Consider the following 20896-nt stretch of genomic DNA (forward strand, 5'->3'; position numbering starts at 1 on the left):
GATAACGATCATAAAACCAGTGATAAACCGTATACCTATTATGTCGATCCGGACAGCCCGGACGCCTACATTTCCTATTCCGCCAAAGCCAGCGCCATTAAGCGCACGGTAACGACAACCTTTGCTGTGAACCGCTATCAAAATATTGGCTGGCAGCCTGGTCACGTTTTATCTGCTTCAGAGCTTAAAGAAGAGAGTTTTGAACGCAAGCATGAGGTTATTTATGGTGAGGTGTCAGGTTCGCGTGATTTTCAGTTAGTTACCCTTACCTGGAAGAAAACACCGGAAGAACTGCAAGCGGAATGGCAGAAAATTGACCCGGTAGGCTACAGCCAGCACTCCTCTATTGTGATGAGCGAATTTGCGCCATCGCACGCTATGGCGTTTGATTTGGCTATTGGGCAGTGCAAATCATTCGATTATCAGGCGGGGAAATTTTGGGAAGGGTTGTTACATCGTGCGGACTGGCGCGATCCGCAGAACGGTTATGAACCAGCATTAGAATATTATCGAAGCGGAAAATTACCAGAGACACAAACTAAATTTTATATGAACTGGCCTGATAAGGTACTACCGAAAGGCGACTATGGTGTGAAAAATCATTTTAACAATTCTTCAACTATAAAACCGTCCCGAGATCTAACCGCAGGAAATCAGGTAATGACAAATCTGCAATGGGATATGCCTAAACCCAAAAGTGAGAGCCAACTAGTTCAAGGATAGAGCATGAAAACATTATTTATAGGACTGGCGATTACTACCATTGTTCTGGCGACGGGCTGCCAGGCGAAAGAGCCACCGACACAGGTTGTTTACCGGTTCGATGATCACCGTTTTCTCGAATTGAAAGGCTGGGGCTGCGAAGGTGAACTCTGGTATACGGATACTCTTCGGGGTATTCATACCAGGCCCGTCAGCCAATTTTATCGGATTTTCACCAAAAAATTTGTTCATCCTTCTGAACGATATATTGCCATACCCACCTGGGATGACCCAGGAACAATGATTTCAAAAGATTATGGTAAAACATGGTCTCCCCAGTTTTTTTCGGTAGGGCCTAATGAGCCCGATGGTACTAACCAACCATCCTATGAGGATATTATTTCTTTCACCGTCGTCAACGATCAGGGTTTTTTACAGACCAAACACCGGCTGTATATGTCGTCAAAACCGTTTGAAGACCCGCGGATTCTGCCCGGCGGGCCGGGGATTGCCTATACCGTGGATGACGGAATGGGAAACAAAGTCAGCGGGAAGCTGGAACCCGGTTCTTCTGGTCCTGCTTGGGGGCTGGATTACATCACCAAAGAAGGTCTGCACGAAGATATAGCTCAATTTAAGACAAACTATCAGGACCTACCCGACAGCGTACCCGACGTGAAAGGCTATACCGGCTGGGATCATATGCGCTGTGATATGGATGCGGGGCGATAACTGATGAAAGGATTATGTACCGTTCTCGCAGCGACGTCCGTTGTGCTGGCAACCGGATGCCAGGCGAAAGAGCCACCGACGCAGATAGTTTACCGGTTTGATGATCATCGCTACCTTGAGTTAAAAGGCTGGGGCTGTGAAGGCCAGCTCTGGTATACAGATACGAAAAGGGGTATTCATTCACAGCCTTATTTTCAATTTTATCGAGTATTTACCCGTAAGTTTATTCATCCATCAGAACGATATATCTCAATTCCTAACTGGGAGGTGGATGGGTTTCATGTATCGAAAGACTTTGGCGAAACATGGACAGCTGTCGGTTTTTCCCCAGCGGGTAATGAACCAAATGGAGATAACAGAGCACCCGCAGAAGATGCAGTGTCTTTCACCGTCGTCAACGATCAGGGCTTTTTACTGACCAAACACCGGCTGTATATGTCATCTAAGCCATTTGAAGACCCGCGCATTCTGCCAGGTGGGCCGGGGATTGCCTATACCGTGGATGACGGAATGGGAAATAAAGTCAGCGGGAAGCTGGAACCCCGTTCCCCTGGCTGGGCCTGGGGAATGGTCTACATGACTAAACAGGGGCTTGAGGGCAGCACGCAGCAACTTAAGGCAAACTGGCAAGATTTACCCGACAGCGTACCCGACGTGAAGGGCTATACCGGCTGGGATCATATGCGCTGTGATATGGATGCGGGGCGATAACTGATGAAAGGATTATGTACCGTTCTCGCAGCTACGTCCGTTGTGCTGGCAACCGGATGCCAGGCGAAAGAACCGCCGACACAGGTTGTTTACCGGTTCGATGATCATCGTTATCTCGAACTGAAAGGCTGGGATTGCGAAGGTGAACTCTGGTTTAGCGATACTAAGAAAGGTATCCATTCACAAATTGCCAGTCAGTTTTATCGAATCTTCACCAAAAAATTCGTGCATCCTTCAGAGCACTATCTTGCTATTCCGTGGTGGGGAAATGTTACTGGTGGTTTTTCAGTATCAAAAGACTATGGGAAAACGTGGGAAAGAGGTGGTGCATCTATGTCACCAGGGAGCAATGAACCTGATGGAAGTAACGCTCCTTATTATGATGATGTCATATCTTTCACCGTCGTCAACGATCAGGGTTTTCTACTAACCAAACACCGGCTGTATATGTCGTCAAAACCGTTTGAAGACCCGCGGATTCTGCCCGGCGGGCCGGGGATTGCCTATACCGTGGATGACGGAATGGGAAATAAAGTAAGCGGGAAGCTGGACCCCCGTTCCCCTGGCTGGGCGTGGGGAATGGTCTACATGACTAAGCAGGGGCTCGAGGGCAGCACGCAGCAACTTAAGGCTAACTGGCAAGATTTACCCGACAGCGTACCCGACGTGAAAGGCTATACCGGCTGGGAGCACATGCAATGCAACATGGATGCGGGAAAATAGGGAGATAAAGCGATGAAAGGCGTCATTAGGTTAAACGATCCGCTGATAAGCGGAGGAAAAGTCACTAAGGCCTCTGGGGCAGACTTTATGGGTCAGCCCGTGGCATTAAAAGATGATCTTGCGCAGTGTCCGCTCCATAAAGGGACGTTCGCAATCACTGAATGTCACCCAACCTGGACCATGCATGGCCGTGGGGTTGTGGTAGATGGCTGTCGCGCGGCGTGTGGATGTGAAATCAAAAGTACCTTACCTGTGGCGGGAGCTTCGTAATGCGCGCATGGTGGTTATACAAAAAACAGCCAGACCCGGATTCCACTGTGCCAGTCGTCATGATTGTTTTCCTCTATGTGATAGCCGTCGCAATGGGCCTCGCGATCCGGGCTCTCACCTGGCCTGAACAGGAACACATTACGGCTCTCTTTTTTGTGCCTTCAGTTATTCTGCCCATCTGTGTTGTGTCGTTGTTAGTTTTTACAAGTTTCATATTTCATGACGCCAACATTCATTATGCTGAAACCCGAAAATTCATAGCAAAAGAGCAGGAGATTAATTTAAAGGCGTATGCGCGAAAAAATATCGCTATCGCAGCATGGTCTGCAATCACCCCCCTGGAGCAACCCGCGCTGAATATGTTGAAACTGGAAGGCGAATTTCCGCTGGCACCGAAAACGCCGGTTAATATTCAGCTGGAAGATCGCTTCGACCAGACCAGGAATGAACAGATGTTTTACCGCTTACTGGATCCGATGGCAGAAAAATTGAAGGACTATAACTACCGTATTTTTGAAACCGTTGTCTGGGTTCACGGAGGGAGTGGATCCTGCATTGATGAACTGAGGCGCACTCTGGAGCGGTTGGGTATTGAAACGGCCAGCACGTGTAAAATTGAGTACAGCACAGAATGCCCTGACTACGCGATCGTTAGCCAATGGATGAACTTATCTGATTACAGAGTTGAAAACCGGCTGATTGTTATCGTTCATTTACATGAAGAACGCGGCGAATCAAAGAGCATGGAAAATGCATGTGCATTCCTGCTGACCAGTCATTATGTCCGGGAGGAGGGCGAAAAACCGGTATATTTATATCAGCCTATGTCTGATGTGACCGATGTAGAGGACAAAATGGCGGTCTTCCTTGAGACGGGTTCGGTACTTACGCCGAAAAATCTCTGGTATACCGGGCTGTCCCGTATCGAAAAATATCCATTAATGCAGGCACTGGACAAAAAAGCGCTCACGGTGGAACGGCTGGATATCGATGCCTCTCTGGGCGCAAAAAGTGCCGGGTATCGGTGGCTGGCTCTGGCATTTGCGGCGGATGCGGTCAAATATGCCCAGGGGGAGCAACTGGTAGCATATTCAGACAAAAACAAATTTTGTATTACTGCACTTTCCTCCATGAAGACAGCTATCCCAAATAAACTTACCTGGTGTAACTGGAGTAATCCCCTTTATCCTGCGGGGATGGCGGCTTTATTCTGCGTGTTATCCCTCATTGCCTATCGTATCAGTTTCCTGGCGCAAAACGATCCGCCAGCAATCTGGGAACTGATTGCGAGCATAATCATTCCCTTCGTTATTTTTATAGGCCTCGGTAGTTTTGTTTTCATCTCGAAAACGAATGAAGCCTACGAGGACATGGAATACGAATGGAAGCGATAGAAACGAAACAACGTTAATCATGCTATGTGGCTGGTCGCTTACTTGACCAGCCTCTAGTTATTTACCCTGTCACTTTTACCGCAGTGGCCGCTTTTTTCGCTCTCGCGACGGCTTCGTCCACGTTTTCCCCGGTTGCTAATGCCACGCCCAGACGACGGCTTCCGTCGATCTCCGGTTTGCCGAACAGTCTGACCTGTAAGCCTGCACCAACCGCACCTTCGACGTTATCAAAGGTGACATTCTGGCTGGTCAGCTGCGGCAGGATCACCGCCGAGGCTGCCGGGCCGTACTGACGGATGCCGCCAACCGGCAGGCCGAGGAAAGCACGTACGTGCAGCGCGAACTCAGAGAGATCCTGCGAAATCAGTGTGACCATCCCGGTATCGTGCGGGCGAGGGGAGACTTCGCTGAAGATCACCTCGTCGCCGCAAACAAACAATTCCACGCCGAACAGGCCGTAGCCGCCCAGCGCCAGCACCGTTTTGCGGGCGATCTCCTGCGCGCGTGCCAGCGCCAGCGCGCTCATCTGCTGCGGCTGCCAGGATTCGCGATAATCGCCGTCTTCCTGGCGATGACCAATCGGGTCGCAGAAATAAACGCCATCCACGGCGCTGACGGTGAGCAGGGTAATTTCAAAATCAAATTTCACCACGCCTTCTACGATGACGCGCCCGGCACCGGCACGGCCGCCCTGCTGGGCATAGTCCCAGGCTTTGTCCAGCGTGCTGCTGTCGCGGATAAAGCTCTGCCCTTTGCCAGAGGAGCTCATTACCGGCTTAATGATGCACGGGTAGCCAATCTCCTCTACGGCCTGGAGAAACGCAGCTTTATCCCCGGCAAAACGGTAGCTGGAGGTCGGGAGCTGTAATTCTTCTGCCGCCAGGCGACGAATGCCTTCCCGGTTCATGGTCAGTTTTGCCGCTGTGGCACAGGGCACCACGCGCTGGCCTTCCTGTTCAAGGGCAACCAACATCTCAGTGGCAATGGCCTCAATTTCAGGTACCACGAAATCCGGTTTTTCGTCGGCAATTAACGCCCGCAGGGCATTACCGTCAAGCATATCGATGACGTGCGAGCGATGCGCGACGTGCATGGCGGGTGCATTCGCATAACGGTCCACCGCAATCACTTCCACACCCAAACGCTGGCATTCAATGGCCACTTCTTTACCCAGTTCACCCGATCCCAACAGCATGACGCGCGTCGCGGCAGGACGCAGCGCAGTTCCTAAACGAGTCATAAAAATCCCCCTGAAAAAGATGCGGGCAGTATAAACGAAAACGTTTGCGTCTGTCTTGTATAGGGATAACCCGGACAGGGGAGAAATTTGCGCTTCTTTAGCACTGACAGACATTTCCTGACACCCGCTCGCTTAGGCTGTGAAGGTTACGCACTGTTACGTGAGGAAAAATATGTCAGGCTGGATGAATCAACTGCAATCCCTGTTGGGACAAAAAGGCTCGTCGTCCGGCGAGCAGGGTCTGAGCAAGCTGCTTGTGCCGGGTGCGCTCGGCGGGCTGGCCGGTTTGCTGGTTGCCAATAAATCATCGCGGAAACTGCTTACCAAATACGGTACCGGCGCGCTGCTGGCGGGCGGAGGGGCTATTGCAGGCTCCGTCTTATGGAACAAATACAAAGACAAGGTGCGCAACGCGCATCAGGATGAACCGCAGTACGGGAAGCAGGTATCGCCGTTAGATTTACGCACCGAGCGTCTGATCCTCGCCCTGGTCTTTGCAGCCAAGAGCGACGGGCATATTGATGCCAGTGAACGTGCCGCAATTGAACAGCAGATGCGGGAAGCGGGCGTTGAGGAGCAGGGCAGGGCGCTGGTGGCGCAGGCCATCGAACAGCCGCTCGATCCGCAGCGTCTGGCGCAAAGCGTGAAAAACGAAGAAGAGGCACTGGAACTCTATTTTCTGAGCTGTGCTGCCATCGATATCGATCACTTTATGGAGCGCAGCTACCTGAACGCCCTGGGTGATGCGCTGAAGATCCCACAGGACGTTCGTGAGGGAATTGAGCAGGATATTCAGCAGCAGAAGCAGACCCTCGCGGGCTAGAAGGCCATGTTTCGCTTGCATCATACGCGTGTTTTGCCAACCTTATAGGATGTAAAACGAAAAAGTAAGAATGCCATGCCTCCAAAAGCCCGACGTACTCCTTATGCGATCACCACGCATGGCGATACGCGTATCGATAACTACTACTGGCTGCGGGACGATTCTCGTTCCCGGCCAGAGGTGCTCGACTATCTGCACGAGGAAAACGACTATGGCCGCCAGGTCATGGCCAGCCAGCAGGCGCTTCAGGATCAGCTCCTGAACGAAATGGTGCAGCGTATCCCCCAGCGTGATGTCTCTGCCCCGTGGTGCAAAAACAGTTATCGCTATCGCCATATTTATGAGCCGGGAAACGAATATCCCATCTACCAGCGCCAGTCTGTGCTGAGCGCCGAGTGGGACGAATGGGAGATCCTGCTGGATGCTAACAAACGTGCTGCCCATAGTGAGTTTTATACGCTGGGCGGCATGTCCATTTCCCCCGATAACGCCATTATGGCGCTGGCTGAGGATTACCTCTCCCGCCGCCAGTACGGTTTGCGTTTCCGCAATCTTGAAACGGGAAACTGGTATCCCGAAATGCTGGATAATGTCTCCCCCGATTTCGTCTGGGGTAACGATTCAGAAACGGTCTACTACGTTAAAAAGCATGCCTCAACGCTGCTGCCTTATCAGGTCTGGCGTCATACGGTGGGGACTGATTCCGCCGACGATGAGCTTGTGTATGAAGAAAAAGACGAGACGTTCTACGTCAGCCTGCATAAAACCTCGTCTCGCCACTACGTGATTATCTTCCTTGCCAGCGCCACCACCTCTGAGGTGCTGCTGCTGGATGCCGAACTGCCGGATGCCCAGCCGTTATGCTTCCTGCCGCGCCGTAAAGATCATGAGTACAGTCTGGATCACTTCCAGCACAGCTTTTACCTGCGTTCGAACCGCGAGGGCAAAAACTTTGGCCTTTATAAAACCAAAGTGCGCGATGAACGGAAGTGGGAAGTGTTAATTCCTGCGCGCGATCAGGTGATGCTGGAGGGGTTCACCCTGTTTACCGACTGGCTGGTGGTGGAAGAGCGTCAGCGCGGACTGACCAGTATTCGCCAAATCAACCGCAAAACCCGCGAAGTGGTGGGCATTGCGTTCGATGACCCGGCTTACGTGACGTGGATCGGCTTTAATCCGGAACCGGAATCGTCCCGCCTGCGGTACGGCTATTCGTCAATGACTACCCCGGACACGTTGTTTGAGCTGGATATGGACACCGGGCAGCGTCAGGTGATTAAACAGGCTGAGGTCCGGGGATTTGAGTCGGAAAATTATCGCAGTGAACACCTGTGGGTGACCGCGCGCGACGGCGTTGAAGTCCCCGTGTCTCTCGTCTACCACAAGGATCACTTCAACAAAGGTAAAAACCCCATCCTCGTCTACGGTTACGGCTCCTACGGATCCAGCATGGACGCCGATTTCAGCAGCAGCAGGCTGAGCCTGCTCGACCGCGGTTTTGTTTATGCGATTGCCCATATTCGCGGCGGCGGCGAGCTGGGTCAGCACTGGTATGAAGACGGAAAATTTCTCAAAAAGAAAAATACCTTCAATGACTACCTTGATGTCTGCGATGCGCTGATCGCGCAGGGTTATGGCGATCCGCAACTCTGCTTTGGCATGGGGGGCAGCGCCGGAGGCATGTTAATGGGAGCCGTGGTAAACCAGCGGCCTGAACTGTTTAAAGGCGTTATCGCTCAGGTGCCGTTTGTGGACGTGGTGACGACCATGCTGGACGAAACCATTCCGCTGACCACCGGGGAGTTTGAGGAGTGGGGGAACCCGCAGGATGAAACCTATTACCGCTACATGAAAGAGTACAGCCCGTACGATAACGTCGAGGCGAAAGCCTATCCGCATATGCTGGTGACCACCGGCCTGCACGATTCCCAGGTGCAGTACTGGGAGCCCGCGAAATGGGTGGCGAAGCTGCGTGAGCTAAAAACTGACGATAATCTGCTGCTGCTGTGTACCGATATGGACTCGGGGCACGGAGGGAAATCAGGGCGATTTAAATCCTATGAAGGGGTGGCGCTGGAGTACGCCTTTTTGATTGGCCTGGCGCAGGATACGCTGCCAGGCCGCGCGGGAACTCAGGCTTCGCCTAAATAATGCTTCAGCGTCAGGCGCAGTTCCGGGCTCATTCTGTCGAGGTTGTTGTACAGCCAGCGCAGATAGCCCGGATCGTTGTCCGCCACTTCCGATACCGGTTTTCCACGATATTTACCGAACGTGAAGGTGGTCAGTAGGGCGGGGCGGCCGGTAATGGTCGCCATATCGTCCGGCGTCCAGCCGGAAGTATTCATGATATCAATCAGAAGCGCTGCGGTGATGTAGCAGTCATAGAGGGCGCGGTGATGATGCAGCCCTTCCGGCGTCCGCACGCTTAGTTTGCGCGACTTATACAGCGCCATATTGCTGTATTTGATCCCCGGCCACAGACGGCGCGCCAGCTTCATGGTGCAAATCCATTCACCGGGCATCTCCGGCAGCACGCGGCGGTCAAAGCTGGCGTTATGGGCGACATACCACTGGCTACCGTGGTAAAGAGGGATGATCTCTTCAATCCACGGCTTATCCGCCACCATCGATTCCGTAATGCGATGAATTGCCATCGCCTGCGCACTGATGGGACGGTCCGGGCGCACCAGGTGGCTCATTGGATTGACTATCTTTCCGTCAACCACGTCGACAGAGGCGACTTCCACAATTCCACCCTGCAAATCGCAGGTTTCGGTATCGATGACGCGCAGCATTGATCGCTCCTGATCCTAAAATGCCTAGCCTAATGGAATGATATCCCCTTGCCAACCCTGTCGGCCCAAAGAACCGGTTAACAGCAACTCTCCCTTATCGGCACGCACGATCAGCTGACCTTTTTCATCCCATAACGCGCTACCGCTGCGCGCGTTCGCCATTAATACCGCGATGGCGTACTTATGCGCGAAGCGTTGTAACGAACTGATGGATTGCCGCCAGCGTTGCTCACCCACCGCCAGGCTGCTGGTGAACAGCGTTGCCTCTGGGTCCAGTTCCGGGGCGTCAGCCTGATTATCAACGATGGTTAACCGTTTATTGCCAGGAATAACACCCGCACCGTTACCCTGCGGATAACGCCGGATGGTCGACAGGTTAGGGGTGAATAGCGCGAGTCCTTTCTGTTGCTGGAGAGTAATACCGGCAATCACCGTGATGAAACGTGACTGCGCCGCGTGAAGGAGGGGGGCAAGCTGCAAATCGTCAGGGGGTGGGGGTAAGGTTGTTCCGCCAGGGCCGGTAAGCGAAAGCTCCGGAAAGACGACTAAATCGCACCCATGCGAGGCAGCCTCGTCAATAAAGTGCAGGTGATGTTTTACGTGCTCATCAACACAGTTGTGCCGCGGAGCATACTGAGCCGCGGCAATAGTCCATCGTGACATCGTGACTTCCTTATACACTAAGTCGCTGGGATTTTAAGATTACACCTAAATTTATCAGGGTTTTCTTATCCTGCCACATAACGCGTAAGGAAGTGTAACGGGACGTTAAGCTTATTTAACTTTAGGTTCGTACGGCAGGCGCGAGAGATTAACGGAGGCGAGGCGATGCGCAATAAGACGTTCGCGAAACCAGTCGCGCAGATGCGCGGGTTGTTCACGCTCTACCACTTCAGCCACGACGGGCATGTTGTAACGCTCTTTAAATGCGACCCCCGCGGCGGCGAGATCGACATTCACTTTGTCCATCTCGTCCTGAGGAAGGGCGGCCAGGTTAACGTTCATTTCCTTCTCCTTTTTCTGCGGCGGCAACGTTACCGCGATTGTTCAACGATGACAAGGGAGCAAAGGATGTTCCTCGACTCGTTAATTATACAGAGTTATTCTTTAGCATTCAGGCATAACGAAAAGGAATGATTGTGATGCACTTTACCCCTTCCCGCGTCGCGTGTGCGCTGGTGTTTCTGCTCTCTTCGGCAATCGCGCCATCAGCTCTGGCCCATGCGCACCTTAAGCAACAATCCCCGCAGGAAAATACCGTCGCGACGGCACCCGACGTCATTACCCTGAATTTCTCGGAAGGCATTGAACCTGCCTTCAGCGGCGTCGTGGTGACGGACGCGCAGCAGCACAAAATCCAGACCGGCGCGGTGAAGCGTGACGAGAAGGATAACGCAAAGCTGATTGTTCCTCTTGAGAAACCGTTGACGACCGGCACCTATACGGTGGACTGGCATGTGGTCTCCGTGGACGGCCACAAAACCAAGGGCAGCTATCACTTTAGCGTGAAATAGTATGCTGGCCCTGAGCTACGTAGCGTTTCGCTTTATCCATTTTGTTGCGCTGATACTACTGTTCGGCAACGCGTTATACAGTGTCTGGTTTGCACCGTCTTCGTTGCAGCGCCTCATGACGCAGCGTTTCCAGCGCCAGCAGAATATCGCGGCCTTAATCAGCCTGATGGCTGCTCTGCTGATGTTCGGCCTGCAAAGTGGGTTAATGGGCAACGGCTGGGGTGATGTCATTCGCCCGGCGGTCTGGCGCAGCGTGCTGGGCACGCAGTTTGGTGGCGTCTGGCTGTGGCAAATGGTGCTGGCCGCTGTGACCGCGGGTGCTGCATGGCTTACCCCGCAAAAGGGCTCACGGCTGTTACTGCTCGCGATGGGGCAACTGGTGCTGCTGGCGGGCGTGGGACATGCCGCGATGAACGGTGGCGCGCCGGGTGCGTTGCATCGTCTGAACCATGCGCTTCACCTGCTCTGCGCCGCCACCTGGGTGGGCGGTTTACTGCCGCTGCTGTTCTGTATGCGGCTGGCGAAAGGCCGCTGGCAGCCAGCCGCTATCTTTACCATGATGCGCTTCTCCCGTGTGGGGCATTACGCCGTGGCGGGCGTGCTGCTGACCGGGATAATCAATACGCTCTTTATTGTGGGCATAGACGTGCCGTGGGAAGCGCCTTATGTACGGCTGTTGTTGTTCAAATGTGCGCTGGTCATCATGATGGTGGCAATTGCGCTGGCGAATCGGTATTTTCTTGTGCCACGCTTTCGCCCTGATGCCGGGCGGGAACAACAGATTTTTATCAGGATGACACAGGCAGAAGTGGTGCTGGGCGCGCTGGTACTGGCGGCCGTCAGCCTGTTCGCGACCTGGGAACCCTTCTGACAAGGTTTAATAACTTATGAAAAAGACACTGCTTTCTCTTTTACTTCTCACCTGTGCCAGCAGTGCGCTGGCCGCGCCGCAGGTCATCACCGTCAGCCGGTTTGAAGTGGGTAAGGACAACTGGGCATTTAATCGTGAAGAGGTCATGCTCACCTGCCGTCCCGGTAACGCGCTGTATGTCATCAATCCCAGTACGCTCGTGCAGTATCCGTTAAATGACGTAGCGGAGCAGCAGGTTGCCAGCGGGAAAAGTAACGGACAGCCTGTCAGCGTGATCCAGGTGGATGACCCGGCAAACCCCGGGCAGAAGAAGAGTCTGGCACCGTTTATTGAGCGCGCTAAAAAGCTCTGCTAGCCGTCAGGTTTCCAGTAAAAAAAACCGCAGGTGCTTGTAAAAGCTCTGCGGTTTTTCACATTTAGTGATGTTCTGACGCTTTTTTTCAGACCACTTTTACTGTGGACTGGAAAACCTGACGTCGTCATCTATTCTTAAAGGGCAAGGCGATTGAGCCTGCATTAATGCCAACTTTTAGCGCACGGCTCTCTCCCAAGAGCCATTTCCCTGGACCGAATACAGGAATCGTATTCGGTCTCTTTTTATCTGCATGAAAATAAACGATAAAATCCGGTTTTCGTCTCAGCAGAAGGTTCACTTCCTGTGCGCCTGCTTCAAACATACCACAACCCGGCAGGCGTAAGTCCAGTCCTTTTTGGCTGTTTTGTTAAATTTTTGTTTGTATTTTGCCTGAGACGACTGCGGGATCAATGCGCGCATGTACGGAAGCCGCAATATCATCAAGTAACGCAAAGCGGCGACGGTATTCGGCGCGTTTTTTGCTGGCAATCTCCTCCAGTGCTTTACGCTCCATCTGGAGCGGCAACTGCCAGCAGAAGGGGGAGAGTTTCTTTCCGTTCAGGCCTTCCCAGAACTCGTCGTAGCTGGCGTGAAAATGACGCCCTTTGCTCAGACGGTAGCGCAGCGCGCGGAAAACATGGCCTTCATCGCTGACGGCAAAAATCGCGCTGATGTTCGAGCGTGAGGCAAGCTGGAAGATCACCTCCATCAGCACGCGTTTCGGGAAAAGCCCATGGCAGGCACGGGTAGCCTGCTTAATCACCTCCCGTGAAACATGACGACGGGGACCCTGGAGGCCGCCGATCACCAGCACCATACGGCCGTTACTGCGTGCGACACAGAACGTCAGGCTGGCAAGCAGCGTGTTGTCATTGTCATGCAGCCAAAGCGTGCTTTCGCCTTCACGTTCAGCCTTACCTGCGGACGAGGCGTGGACGGTATAGATTTCGCCGTTTTTTGCCTCGAACCGGACAACCGGCACCTCTTGCGGATTGGTCAGCGCGTGGGTGAGGGCGGTATTTTTCAGACTATCAATCCACTGATAGTGGCTGACGATAGCATCGGCCCGGTCGTTTGAGTTCAGGCCACGCATCAGATACTGGCGGTGAGTTTTGCTCGGCAAGGTAATTTGAGAGGTGATCAGCCTGTCGAAATCATCGCGCCCGGATAGCGCCTCCAGCATGCGATGGGTGGAGGACCAGAATAAAAGCGAGCGCAGAAGGAACTTTAACCGGTAATCACGTTTGTGCCAGATTGGGCCGGGAACGCGTTTCCCTCTCAACAGTTCAGAAATAATATTTGTGCGATGCGGATAAAAAACATCGTTTTGCAGGTGTATGTTTGACACGTGAAAATCCCTCTTTTTATTCCGCACTATTTTAAAGGCCAGGGAATAAGGGATTAATAGCGCAGCGATCTTTATTTCCGGCTGGTTTATGGTTTGTTTGGATTCGCGATATCGATCGTCGGCTCATGACATTTTCTGTGGCAGCTATACTTCTTACAGGAGGCGTTATGTATCAGAAAATAGAGGGAGAACACTGGCGTCATGTCTGGGTTGTCAGCGATATTCATGGTTGCTATCAGTGGCTTATGGATGAGCTGAAACGACGGCATTTTAATCCTGCTTCGGATCTGCTTATCTCGGTGGGGGATATTATCGACCGCGGTCCCGACAGCGTGAAATGTTTACAGCTGATGCAGGAAAAGTGGTTTTATGCGGTACGCGGTAATCACGAGCAAATGGCGTTAGATGCGCTTGAAAATAATGATTTTAGTCTCTGGAAGATAAATGGCGGTAACTGGTTTACCGGGCTTACGGTCGCTCAACAAAAGCAGGCGAAGGATTTACTCGACGCGTGTCGGGACTTACCGCACATTATTGAAATAACCTGCAAAAACGGGCTGAACGTGATTGCTCATGCGGATTATCCCGCCGCCGAATATGCCTGGCATAAGCCGGTAGATGCCCAGCGGGTGCTGTGGGATCGCGACCGGTTAATGGGCTTTATGGTGGGTAAAGGGCAGGGCATTAGCGGTGCGGATCACTTCTGGTTCGGACATACGCCTGTGGACAAGCGCTACGATTTCAACAATCTGCACTACATTGATACGGGAGCGGTGTTCGGGGGCGTTCTGACGCTGGCGCAGCTTCAGTAATAAATAACCCGCCTTCGGGCGGGTTCTCTTTGGGTTATGCAAGACGCAAGACCCAGGCATCGGTTTTACTGTCGTAATGTTCACGGTACAGAACGGAATGTTCCCCATCAAGGATCGCCGGGACGCTGGTATCTGCATCCCAGGCGTCCAGTTGCATGCACAAATCCGGATCGGATTTGCAGGGAATACTTAACGTTCGTTCACCTTGTGCTTCGCCGCGCAATTCAGCGTCGTCGATTTCAAAAGCGCCAATGCGTACGCTGGTTTTCGTCATAATGCTCTCCGGTTTGTTGCCCAAAATCTGGTATGACCAGTGCAGTCATCCATTTTTGATCCTAGACAAGGAGAGCGAAATCGCCAGTAAAAAAATGCGTTTTTTCAGTCAGTGCGGCTGTTACCGGTAAACAGGCGACCATCGCGTACCAGTTCACGCGGATAGCTGTTTTTCAGCCGCGAGCCGACTTTTTTCGCCAGCCCGAGCGGATAGCCCTGATACGTCACAATGACTTCATCCTGTGACGGGCCGTCTTCCGGGTAAACGTCACGACCGCGATACCACTCTTCCGCTTCATGATGCGTCAGGGCGAAGGAGTTCTCATTGCCGGCCAGCGCAATGACCGCTTCGTGCTGCCAGCGATAGCCTTTGTTGTGGATCTCCGCCAGGCGAATACCGAGGCGGGAGAAACGCACCTTACCAATCAGCGGTTCGATGTTGACCGGGAACAGCCACAGCTCTTTGTCACGCATCCAGAGGCGCAGGCTCTCATCCCAGTGCAGTCCCACTTTGTTGGCAGCCGCTTGCGCCTGTGCCGCCTCACGGCCTTTGACCGGCGCGAACGGGAAGTTGCCGACCTTAAACTTAGGGACAGGCAGCGGATCGACGGCGCGGGTTTTACGCAGTCGTGCGACAAAGAACCCCTCGCAATCGTAAATCTGCGGGAAGACGTGCAGGAAGCCTTCAGGGGTGGCCGCGTGACTGGCCGAATCGAAGAGGGTGTCCAGCGGCAGAAACTCGACGGCATCCGCATAGCGTTGCCTGAGCCACAGGCAGACGTCCTCGTTTTCATCGCGATTCAGCGTGCAGGTGGAGTAAACCAGCGTTCCACCGGGGCGCAGGGCATGAAACGCACTGTCGATCAGTTCACGCTGCGTGGCGGCGATCTCCAGGTTGCTTTCAACGGACCAGTTTTTTAACGCATCAGGATCTTTACGCACTACGCCTTCCCCGGAGCAGGGAGCGTCGAGCAGGATGGCATCAAAAGCTTCCGGCAAGGCAGCGCCAAACACGCGACCGTCGAAGTGTGTTAACGCGACGTTGTGGATCCCGCAGCGGCTGATATTGGCGTGCAGGACTTTGACGCGGCTGGCGGAAAATTCGTTGGCGAGGATCGCGCCGCGGTTGTTCATCCGGGCGGCAATTTGCGTGGTTTTAGAGCCCGGCGCCGCCGCGACATCCATCACCCGCTCAGGCTGGTTTCCGTCGGCAAACAGCGCGGCAACCGGCAGCATGGAGCTGGCTTCCTGAATATAAAACAGCCCGCTCAGGTGCTCGGCGGTGCTGCCGAGCGGCAGGCTCTCCTCGTCATCCCGCTCGATCCAGAACCCTTCCTCACACCACGGCACCGGCGTCAGCTGCCAGCCGTAGGAGGAGACGAGATCCAGAAACGCTCCGACGCTGATTTTCAGCGTATTGACGCGAATACTTCGACGCAAAGGGCGCTGGCAGGCGGCGACGAAATCGTCGAAAGAGAGATGAGCAGGAAGCGCCTCGCGCATCTGTGCGAGGAATTGTTCAGGAAGAAATACGGAGTTTTGAGCCACGGGCACACCACAGGGAAACATTCAGGCGCGCAGTGTAACATAAAGGCTCCGGCGCGTTGACACCGGAGCCTGCGAGATTAACGCGGCAGCGCCGTTCCCCATTCGCGCCACTCTTTCGGTTCACTTTCCAGCAGCAGGAAGTGTTTTCCTGCCTGCGCCTTAGGCGCCAGAGGCGTGCCAGGCGGCGTCGCGAAGGCAATGCCGCCGCGAATGAACTGGTTAAAGGTCCCCGTTTTGACCACGCCACCGGTCAGGCCGAAGTCCAGCGAGTAGCCTGAAGCGAGCCAGAACACTGAGTTGTTGCGAACCAGATGCTGATAACGCTGGCTGATGCGCAGGCCAACCATCACGCGATCGGACAGATTACCCAGCGTCAGGCTTGTTACTGTCCCCACTTCAATACCGCGGAACAGGACCGGCGTACCGATGCCCAGCGAACCGGCTTCCGGTACTTCAACCACAATGCTCAGACCGTCCAGATAACGGGAATCGGTGATGGTCGCCTCCTGCAACTCAAACTCACGACGCGCGTTGCCCCGACCCGGTTCAACGTTAATGTACGGCTGAAGTATGGTGTCGAGATGCTCAACCCCTGCGGCAGAAATTTGCGGCGTAACCACCGAGAAGCGCGAGCCTGCCCGGGCGAACGTCTGTACATATTCCGGATAAAGCACGGCGGTAGCCTGAACTTCATTGCGCGCGGTGATCAGCGTCAGCTTCTGAACCTGCCCGATATCAATTCCGAGATAGCGGATAGGCATGCCTTCTGCCAGTTTACCGGCATCAAAGGTGTGCAGGGTAATCTGTCCCCCGACGGCGCGCGCCGCGGTTTCAGACGGGAAGAGGATCCGCTTGTCACCTTTACGCATGTTGCCGCCCGCGCCGCTCAGGTTATCGAAGCTGATCGCACCGCGCAGGGCACGGGAGAGGGGAGACGCCTGTACGGTCAGCCCGTTGCCATTGAGCTGCACTTTCGCGCCGCCTTCAGCCCAGAACACGCTGTTTGGCGTGAGCAGCTTGCGATACTCCGGCTTGATATGCAGTTCGATATCAAACGCGTCCGCACGAGGACGAACGGTGATCACTTCTCCGACCTCAAACTTACGATAAAGCACGACGGAGCCTGCCTGGACATCCGGCAGCGTTTCAGCGCTTAAGGTCAGCGTGGTGGTCGGCAGGTCGCCGAGGCTGTTTTCAATGGCTTTGTCCAGATTGGCGAACAGTGGATAGCTCTCACGCAGCGCGCCTTTGCTGCCCGGCAGAATGCGGATCCCGCCGTTAACCCACTCGCTGGCGCTGGCGCCGAGGAACTCAACGCCGTCCAGACCCACCTTCACGTCGACCCGGCTGTTAACCACAAATTTACTGTCGCCGTGGACCAGGTTGCCATACTGCGGATCGATGGCGGCGGAGAAGGAGACCCCTTTTTCCGACAGCTTACGTTCGAGGACCTGGCCCACCTGCACACCGTGCAGGATCAGCGGTTGCCCGGCTTCGATACCATAGCTTTCCGGCGCATTCAGCGTAACCGTCAACACGCCCGGTTTTTGCAGCAGGGCTTTATCCGCCGGCGCGATAACAAAGTTTTTATTCGGCGCACCTTCACCGGGGATCAGCTCAAAGGTGCTTCCCGTCAGCAGGGAACTGATGCTGGCGTCGCTGAGGGAGAGCTTCGGATTACGCAGCTCGATGCGTGTTTTTTCCCGCAGGAGGTCCACAACGCTCGGATCCACCGTCATTTCGCCGGTAACGGAGCCGCCCGCGTTGAGGGTTAATTTTGTCAGTTGCCCGACCTCTAAACCCTGGTACATCAGCGGGGTCGAACCGGCTTTCAGGCCTTTGGCATCCGGCAGGGTCAACTTGACGATGACACCGCGCTGGCTGTGTGCCAGGTCGGCGTACAGACCAAAGGTATCCTCTGCGGCGGCAGGGCTGGAGTCAGCAGGTGAGTCGAAGGCGATAGCGCCATTCACCAGCGCCGCCAGGCTCTCAAGCTTCACTTTCGCACCGCTTAAGCTCAGGTCAGCATCGACGCCGGAGACGTTCCAGAAGCGGCTGCCTTTTTTTACCAGGTTGGTAAAACGGCGATCGATCAGTACATCAATGGTCACGCCATCTTTGTTCGGGTTAATGGCGTAGTCGTAAACGCGGCCAACCGGAATTTTGCGGAAATAGACCAGAGAACCACTGTTCAGCGAGCCCAAATCCGGCGCGCGGAGGTGGATCATCAGATCGCCGTTATTCAGCCGATATTTCGGCTGGGTATCCAGCGCAACAAAGTGATCCTGTGGCTCACCTTTGCCAGGCATCATGCCGATATAGTTACCGCCCACAAGCGCATCCAGCCCGGAAACGCCGGCCAGGGAGGCTTTAGGCGTGACCAGCCAGAACTGCGTTTCGGCGCGCAGGGCATCCTGCATGTCAGACTTAATGCTCGCCCGGACCTGGATTTTGTTCAGCCCTTTGCCGAGGGAAATATCCTGCACGGTACCCACTTCCACCCCCTGGAAGCGAACGGGGGTACGTCCGGCGACAATGCCGTCCGCAGACTGGAAATCAATCGTGATGGTACTTCCGCGATCTTCATAGCTCGTCCAGATAAGCCAGCCTGCGATCATCAGCGCGATGACAGGCAGCAACCAGAATGGCGAAATGCGGCGTTTTGTTTTAATTCTCGCTTCAGTCGGCGAAGCGGGCGTTTCCTGACTCATGTGCGTCCCAAAGTAAGCGGCTGTCCAGCCATTCCACTGCAAGAATAGTCAATATCACCGCAGAGCCGAAATAAAAAGCTGCGGGTCCCATGGTAAAAGCAAGTAACTGATCGCGATTGATGAGCGACATCATCAGCGAAATCACGAACAGATCCAACATCGACCAGCGACCAATCCAGGTCACGAATCGCAGAAGCAGGATACGGGTGCGTAGTCCTTGTTCGCATTTAAAGTGAATGCTGATAAGTAGCGTAAACATCACCACCACTTTGGTAAAGGGCACCAGAATACTGGCGATGAACACAATGGCGGCAACCCCCACGTTACTGTGCGCCAGAGAGATAATCCCCGAAAGGATAGTATCTTCCTGTCGGGCGCCGTTCACATAAATTACGGAGATCGGCAGCATATTGGCCGGGAATAAAAATATCAGTGAGGCGATAAGCGCCGCCCAGCATTTTTGCAGGCTGTTGTTGCGCCGCAATCTTAACGGAATGTGGCAGCGAGGACACCTCCCGCGTTTATCCGGAAAACCGGTGTAATGGCACCCCAGACAGACGCGCAGGTTTTCATCAGGCCGGGTCGCGGGACGCTGAGGGTAAAATCGCTCCCAAAGCTGTTCAACATTCAGATGAATCAGGGTCAAAATACTCAGCAGGACCAGTGAAATAAACGCAAAAAGGCCAATGCCGGGTTGTAAAAACGCATAATCCTGCACCTTAATGGAGGCCACGCCGACGCCCACCAGATAGATGTCCAGCATCACCCACTCCTTGAGCTTTTCCAGCATGAGCAGGACAGGGCGCAGGTTCATCCCCAGAATGTTGCCAAACCACAGGTAGGCAATTGCCGCGACCAGCACCAGCGGTGCGCCGACGACGCAGAACAGCACCATAGCGCCGGTGAGCGGATCGCCCTCGCGCGTCATCTGCCAGATCCCCTGCAATACGTTAGCGTCAATACGCACGCCAAGCAGGTAGAGCTTTAACAGCGGCTCGGTCCAGGCGAACGGCATCAGCAGCAGCATGGTAACCGCCATTGCCGCCAGACGCGTCAATGACCAGTCCCGGCCGTCGCGAATTTTGGCATCGCAGCAAGGGCAAAAAGCACTTTGGTGCGATTTCATCTTCGGCAACATAAAAAGCGTATCGCACTGGGGACAACGCTGATAATGTGCACGAGGCAGAGCCTGGCTTACCGTACGGACAACGATCTTTCTTGTCGGCGTAATTTGGGGTGTTTTTAGGGCCATCAGTCGCACACAGATAAGTATTGTTGAAAGTTATAATAACTCATGAACGGATTCATCTTGAGCATGAGCGCATTTAATGCTTATTTTAATAGGCTATGCGGTAATTATGTAAGATAACTAAGTGATTGAATAATGAACAAAACAGAATTCTACGCGGATCTGAATCGCGATTTTAAGGCATTAATGGCAGGGGAAACCAGTTTCTTAGCCACTCTGGCAAATACCAGTGCGTTACTGTTCGAACGCCTTTCTGACGTGAACTGGGCGGGCTTTTATCTGCTGGAAGGCGACACGCTGGTGCTGGGGCCTTTCCAGGGGAAACTCGCCTGCGTACGCATCCCGGTAGGTCGCGGCGTGTGCGGTACCGCAGTGGCGACCCGTCAGGTTCAGCGTGTCGAAGATGTACATGCGTTTGACGGCCACATTGCCTGCGATGCCAGCAGCAATTCTGAAATCGTACTGCCGCTGGTGGTTAAAAATCAGATTATTGGCGTTCTGGATATCGACAGCACGGTCTTCAGCCGCTTTACTGCCGAGGATGAGCAGGGGCTGCGCGCGTTGGCCGCAAACCTGGAAAATGTTCTGGCAGAGACCGATTATCATAAATTCTTTGCGAGCGTCGCAGGATAATCAACGGATAACGTAGCATTTACTGATAGCGTCATTATAATGTCGCCTGTTCATGCCTGCGCTTGTTGGCAACGTCCGTTGTAATCAGGAAATTTCATGGAAAATCAACCTAAGTTGAATAGCAGTAAAGAAGTTATCGCATTTCTGGCCGAGCGTTTCCCGCAGTGCTTCAGCGCTGAAGGTGAAGCGCGT

At 53.8% G+C, this 20896-nt stretch carries 23 protein-coding genes and 1 pseudogene; 14 read left to right on the top strand and 10 right to left on the bottom strand.

All coding sequences use genetic code 11. From position 1 onward, the window contains the following. From HP459_RS10640 to HP459_RS10665, 6 genes are all read left to right on the top strand, one after another. On the top strand, positions 1-723 hold a 723-nt coding region (locus tag HP459_RS10640; RefSeq protein WP_171936187.1), incomplete at its 5' end, for a DUF3274 domain-containing protein. Between the two features lie 3 nt (positions 724-726). After that, positions 727-1434, top strand: a complete 708-nt coding sequence (locus tag HP459_RS10645; RefSeq protein ID WP_171936188.1) for a hypothetical protein — start codon at positions 727-729, stop codon at positions 1432-1434. A 3-nt stretch (positions 1435-1437) separates the two neighbouring features. Continuing rightward, a complete protein-coding gene (locus HP459_RS10650) occupies positions 1438-2145 on the top strand; it encodes a hypothetical protein (RefSeq protein ID WP_171936189.1) in 708 nt (235 codons plus the stop codon). 3 nt (positions 2146-2148) lie between these two features. Then, a complete protein-coding gene (locus HP459_RS10655; protein ID WP_171936190.1) occupies positions 2149-2868 on the top strand; it encodes a hypothetical protein in 720 nt (239 codons plus the stop codon). Positions 2869-2880: 12 nt separating this feature from the next. Further along, positions 2881-3138 (top strand): PAAR domain-containing protein, encoded by a 258-nt coding sequence (locus tag HP459_RS10660; protein WP_023324870.1) that lies wholly within the window; start codon positions 2881-2883, stop codon positions 3136-3138. Further along, positions 3138-4532, top strand: coding sequence for a hypothetical protein (locus HP459_RS10665; RefSeq protein ID WP_171936191.1), 1395 nt, complete (start codon positions 3138-3140; stop codon positions 4530-4532). Before HP459_RS10660 ends, HP459_RS10665 begins: the two co-directional genes overlap by 1 nt. A gap of 61 nt (positions 4533-4593) precedes the next feature. Here the strand turns inward: HP459_RS10665 and purT are convergent, their stop codons facing one another. Then, on the bottom strand, positions 4594-5772 hold the full coding sequence (gene purT, locus HP459_RS10670; protein WP_023300436.1) for a formate-dependent phosphoribosylglycinamide formyltransferase: 1179 nt from the start codon (positions 5770-5772) through the stop codon (positions 4594-4596). 172 nt (positions 5773-5944) lie between these two features. Here purT and HP459_RS10675 point away from each other — a divergent pair, with 172 nt between their 5' ends. Then, positions 5945-6595 (top strand): tellurite resistance TerB family protein, encoded by a 651-nt coding sequence (locus HP459_RS10675; RefSeq protein ID WP_022648470.1) that lies wholly within the window; start codon positions 5945-5947, stop codon positions 6593-6595. A gap of 75 nt (positions 6596-6670) precedes the next feature. After that, entirely contained in the window at positions 6671-8746 is a 2076-nt protein-coding gene (ptrB, locus tag HP459_RS10680) for an oligopeptidase B (protein ID WP_171936192.1), read from the top strand. Here the strand turns inward: ptrB and exoX are convergent. The 3 genes from exoX to HP459_RS10695 all read right to left on the bottom strand — a co-directional run bounded on the left by exoX (position 8728) and on the right by HP459_RS10695 (position 10395). Next, positions 8728-9390: an exodeoxyribonuclease X gene (gene exoX, locus HP459_RS10685; RefSeq protein WP_022648468.1), complete on the bottom strand. Its 663-nt coding sequence runs from the start codon at positions 9388-9390 to the stop codon at positions 8728-8730. The genes ptrB and exoX overlap by 19 nt on opposite strands. Before the next feature lie 24 nt (positions 9391-9414). Then, positions 9415-10053, bottom strand: coding sequence for a nitrilase-related carbon-nitrogen hydrolase (locus tag HP459_RS10690; RefSeq protein ID WP_045623249.1), 639 nt, complete (start codon positions 10051-10053; stop codon positions 9415-9417). A gap of 111 nt (positions 10054-10164) precedes the next feature. Beyond that, a complete protein-coding gene (locus HP459_RS10695) occupies positions 10165-10395 on the bottom strand; it encodes a DNA polymerase III subunit theta (RefSeq protein ID WP_003859784.1) in 231 nt (76 codons plus the stop codon). A gap of 137 nt (positions 10396-10532) precedes the next feature. Between HP459_RS10695 and yobA the strand changes: the two genes are divergently transcribed. The 3 genes from yobA to HP459_RS10710 are packed head-to-tail and all read left to right on the top strand — an operon-like array spanning position 10533 to position 12130. Then, complete coding sequence (yobA, locus tag HP459_RS10700) at positions 10533-10904, top strand: CopC domain-containing protein YobA (protein ID WP_023300433.1); 372 nt, start codon at positions 10533-10535, stop codon at positions 10902-10904. A gap of 1 nt (position 10905) precedes the next feature. Next, positions 10906-11775 (top strand): copper homeostasis membrane protein CopD, encoded by an 870-nt coding sequence (gene copD / locus HP459_RS10705; RefSeq protein ID WP_023300432.1) that lies wholly within the window; start codon positions 10906-10908, stop codon positions 11773-11775. Between the two features lie 16 nt (positions 11776-11791). Further along, the gene (locus HP459_RS10710; RefSeq protein ID WP_022648464.1) at positions 11792-12130 is read left to right on the top strand and encodes a YebY family protein; all 339 of its coding nucleotides are present in this window, start codon (positions 11792-11794) and stop codon (positions 12128-12130) included. A 124-nt stretch (positions 12131-12254) separates the two neighbouring features. On the opposite strand, the gene HP459_RS10715 is transcribed toward HP459_RS10710, so the two are convergent. Then, positions 12255-12452 carry a hypothetical protein gene (locus tag HP459_RS10715; RefSeq protein ID WP_032609507.1) on the bottom strand — a complete coding sequence of 66 codons (198 nt, stop codon included), beginning with the start codon at positions 12450-12452 and terminating at the stop codon, positions 12255-12257. A 45-nt stretch (positions 12453-12497) separates the two neighbouring features. Then, positions 12498-13478, bottom strand: a complete 981-nt coding sequence (locus HP459_RS10720) for a DUF535 family protein (protein WP_171936193.1) — start codon at positions 13476-13478, stop codon at positions 12498-12500. Positions 13479-13645: 167 nt separating this feature from the next. On the opposite strand from HP459_RS10720, the gene pphA reads away from it, so the two are divergent. Next, positions 13646-14290: a protein-serine/threonine phosphatase gene (gene pphA / locus HP459_RS10725; RefSeq protein ID WP_063147815.1), complete on the top strand. Its 645-nt coding sequence runs from the start codon at positions 13646-13648 to the stop codon at positions 14288-14290. A gap of 34 nt (positions 14291-14324) precedes the next feature. On the opposite strand, the gene HP459_RS10730 is transcribed toward pphA, so the two are convergent. From HP459_RS10730 to yebS, 4 genes are all read right to left on the bottom strand, one after another. Next, positions 14325-14564: a YebV family protein gene (locus tag HP459_RS10730; protein ID WP_006811010.1), complete on the bottom strand. Its 240-nt coding sequence runs from the start codon at positions 14562-14564 to the stop codon at positions 14325-14327. Between the two features lie 104 nt (positions 14565-14668). Beyond that, complete coding sequence (gene rsmF, locus HP459_RS10735; protein ID WP_218969412.1) at positions 14669-16111, bottom strand: 16S rRNA (cytosine(1407)-C(5))-methyltransferase RsmF; 1443 nt, start codon at positions 16109-16111, stop codon at positions 14669-14671. A gap of 77 nt (positions 16112-16188) precedes the next feature. Then, entirely contained in the window at positions 16189-18822 is a 2634-nt protein-coding gene (locus tag HP459_RS10740) for a PqiB family protein (protein ID WP_171936195.1), read from the bottom strand. Next, positions 18791-20074: a membrane integrity lipid transport subunit YebS gene (yebS, locus tag HP459_RS10745; RefSeq protein ID WP_022648459.1), complete on the bottom strand. Its 1284-nt coding sequence runs from the start codon at positions 20072-20074 to the stop codon at positions 18791-18793. Before yebS ends, HP459_RS10740 begins: the two co-directional genes overlap by 32 nt. A gap of 132 nt (positions 20075-20206) precedes the next feature. On the opposite strand from yebS, the gene HP459_RS10750 reads away from it, so the two are divergent. Together HP459_RS10750 and HP459_RS10755 are read left to right on the top strand one after the other, a co-directional pair. Then, positions 20207-20704, top strand: a complete 498-nt coding sequence (locus tag HP459_RS10750) for a GAF domain-containing protein (RefSeq protein ID WP_006811006.1) — start codon at positions 20207-20209, stop codon at positions 20702-20704. Between the two features lie 96 nt (positions 20705-20800). Continuing rightward, a pseudogene (locus tag HP459_RS10755) lies at positions 20801-20896 on the top strand (ProQ/FINO family protein); the annotation flags it as partial.

This window comes from Enterobacter sp. CM29 (assembly GCF_013179605.1).
Lineage (GTDB): Bacteria > Pseudomonadota > Gammaproteobacteria > Enterobacterales > Enterobacteriaceae > Enterobacter > Enterobacter intestinihominis.

Coding starts and splice junctions, on each gene's coding strand:
- HP459_RS10750 (WP_006811006.1), top strand. CDS start 20,207: ATGAACAAAACAGAATTCTACGCGGATCTGAATCGCGATTTTAAGGCA.
- pphA (WP_063147815.1), top strand. CDS start 13,646: ATGTATCAGAAAATAGAGGGAGAACACTGGCGTCATGTCTGGGTTGTC.
- HP459_RS10715 (WP_032609507.1), bottom strand. CDS start 12,452: ATGTTTGAAGCAGGCGCACAGGAAGTGAACCTTCTGCTGAGACGAAAA.
- HP459_RS10740 (WP_171936195.1), bottom strand. CDS start 18,822: ATGAGTCAGGAAACGCCCGCTTCGCCGACTGAAGCGAGAATTAAAACA.
- HP459_RS10730 (WP_006811010.1), bottom strand. CDS start 14,564: ATGACGAAAACCAGCGTACGCATTGGCGCTTTTGAAATCGACGACGCT.
- HP459_RS10690 (WP_045623249.1), bottom strand. CDS start 10,053: ATGTCACGATGGACTATTGCCGCGGCTCAGTATGCTCCGCGGCACAAC.
- HP459_RS10665 (WP_171936191.1), top strand. CDS start 3,138: ATGCGCGCATGGTGGTTATACAAAAAACAGCCAGACCCGGATTCCACT.
- HP459_RS10695 (WP_003859784.1), bottom strand. CDS start 10,395: ATGAACGTTAACCTGGCCGCCCTTCCTCAGGACGAGATGGACAAAGTG.
- HP459_RS10655 (WP_171936190.1), top strand. CDS start 2,149: ATGAAAGGATTATGTACCGTTCTCGCAGCTACGTCCGTTGTGCTGGCA.
- copD (WP_023300432.1), top strand. CDS start 10,906: ATGCTGGCCCTGAGCTACGTAGCGTTTCGCTTTATCCATTTTGTTGCG.
- yebS (WP_022648459.1), bottom strand. CDS start 20,074: ATGGCCCTAAAAACACCCCAAATTACGCCGACAAGAAAGATCGTTGTC.
- HP459_RS10675 (WP_022648470.1), top strand. CDS start 5,945: ATGTCAGGCTGGATGAATCAACTGCAATCCCTGTTGGGACAAAAAGGC.
- yobA (WP_023300433.1), top strand. CDS start 10,533: ATGCACTTTACCCCTTCCCGCGTCGCGTGTGCGCTGGTGTTTCTGCTC.
- exoX (WP_022648468.1), bottom strand. CDS start 9,390: ATGCTGCGCGTCATCGATACCGAAACCTGCGATTTGCAGGGTGGAATT.
- HP459_RS10650 (WP_171936189.1), top strand. CDS start 1,438: ATGAAAGGATTATGTACCGTTCTCGCAGCGACGTCCGTTGTGCTGGCA.
- purT (WP_023300436.1), bottom strand. CDS start 5,772: ATGACTCGTTTAGGAACTGCGCTGCGTCCTGCCGCGACGCGCGTCATG.
- HP459_RS10645 (WP_171936188.1), top strand. CDS start 727: ATGAAAACATTATTTATAGGACTGGCGATTACTACCATTGTTCTGGCG.
- HP459_RS10710 (WP_022648464.1), top strand. CDS start 11,792: ATGAAAAAGACACTGCTTTCTCTTTTACTTCTCACCTGTGCCAGCAGT.
- ptrB (WP_171936192.1), top strand. CDS start 6,671: ATGCCTCCAAAAGCCCGACGTACTCCTTATGCGATCACCACGCATGGC.
- HP459_RS10660 (WP_023324870.1), top strand. CDS start 2,881: ATGAAAGGCGTCATTAGGTTAAACGATCCGCTGATAAGCGGAGGAAAA.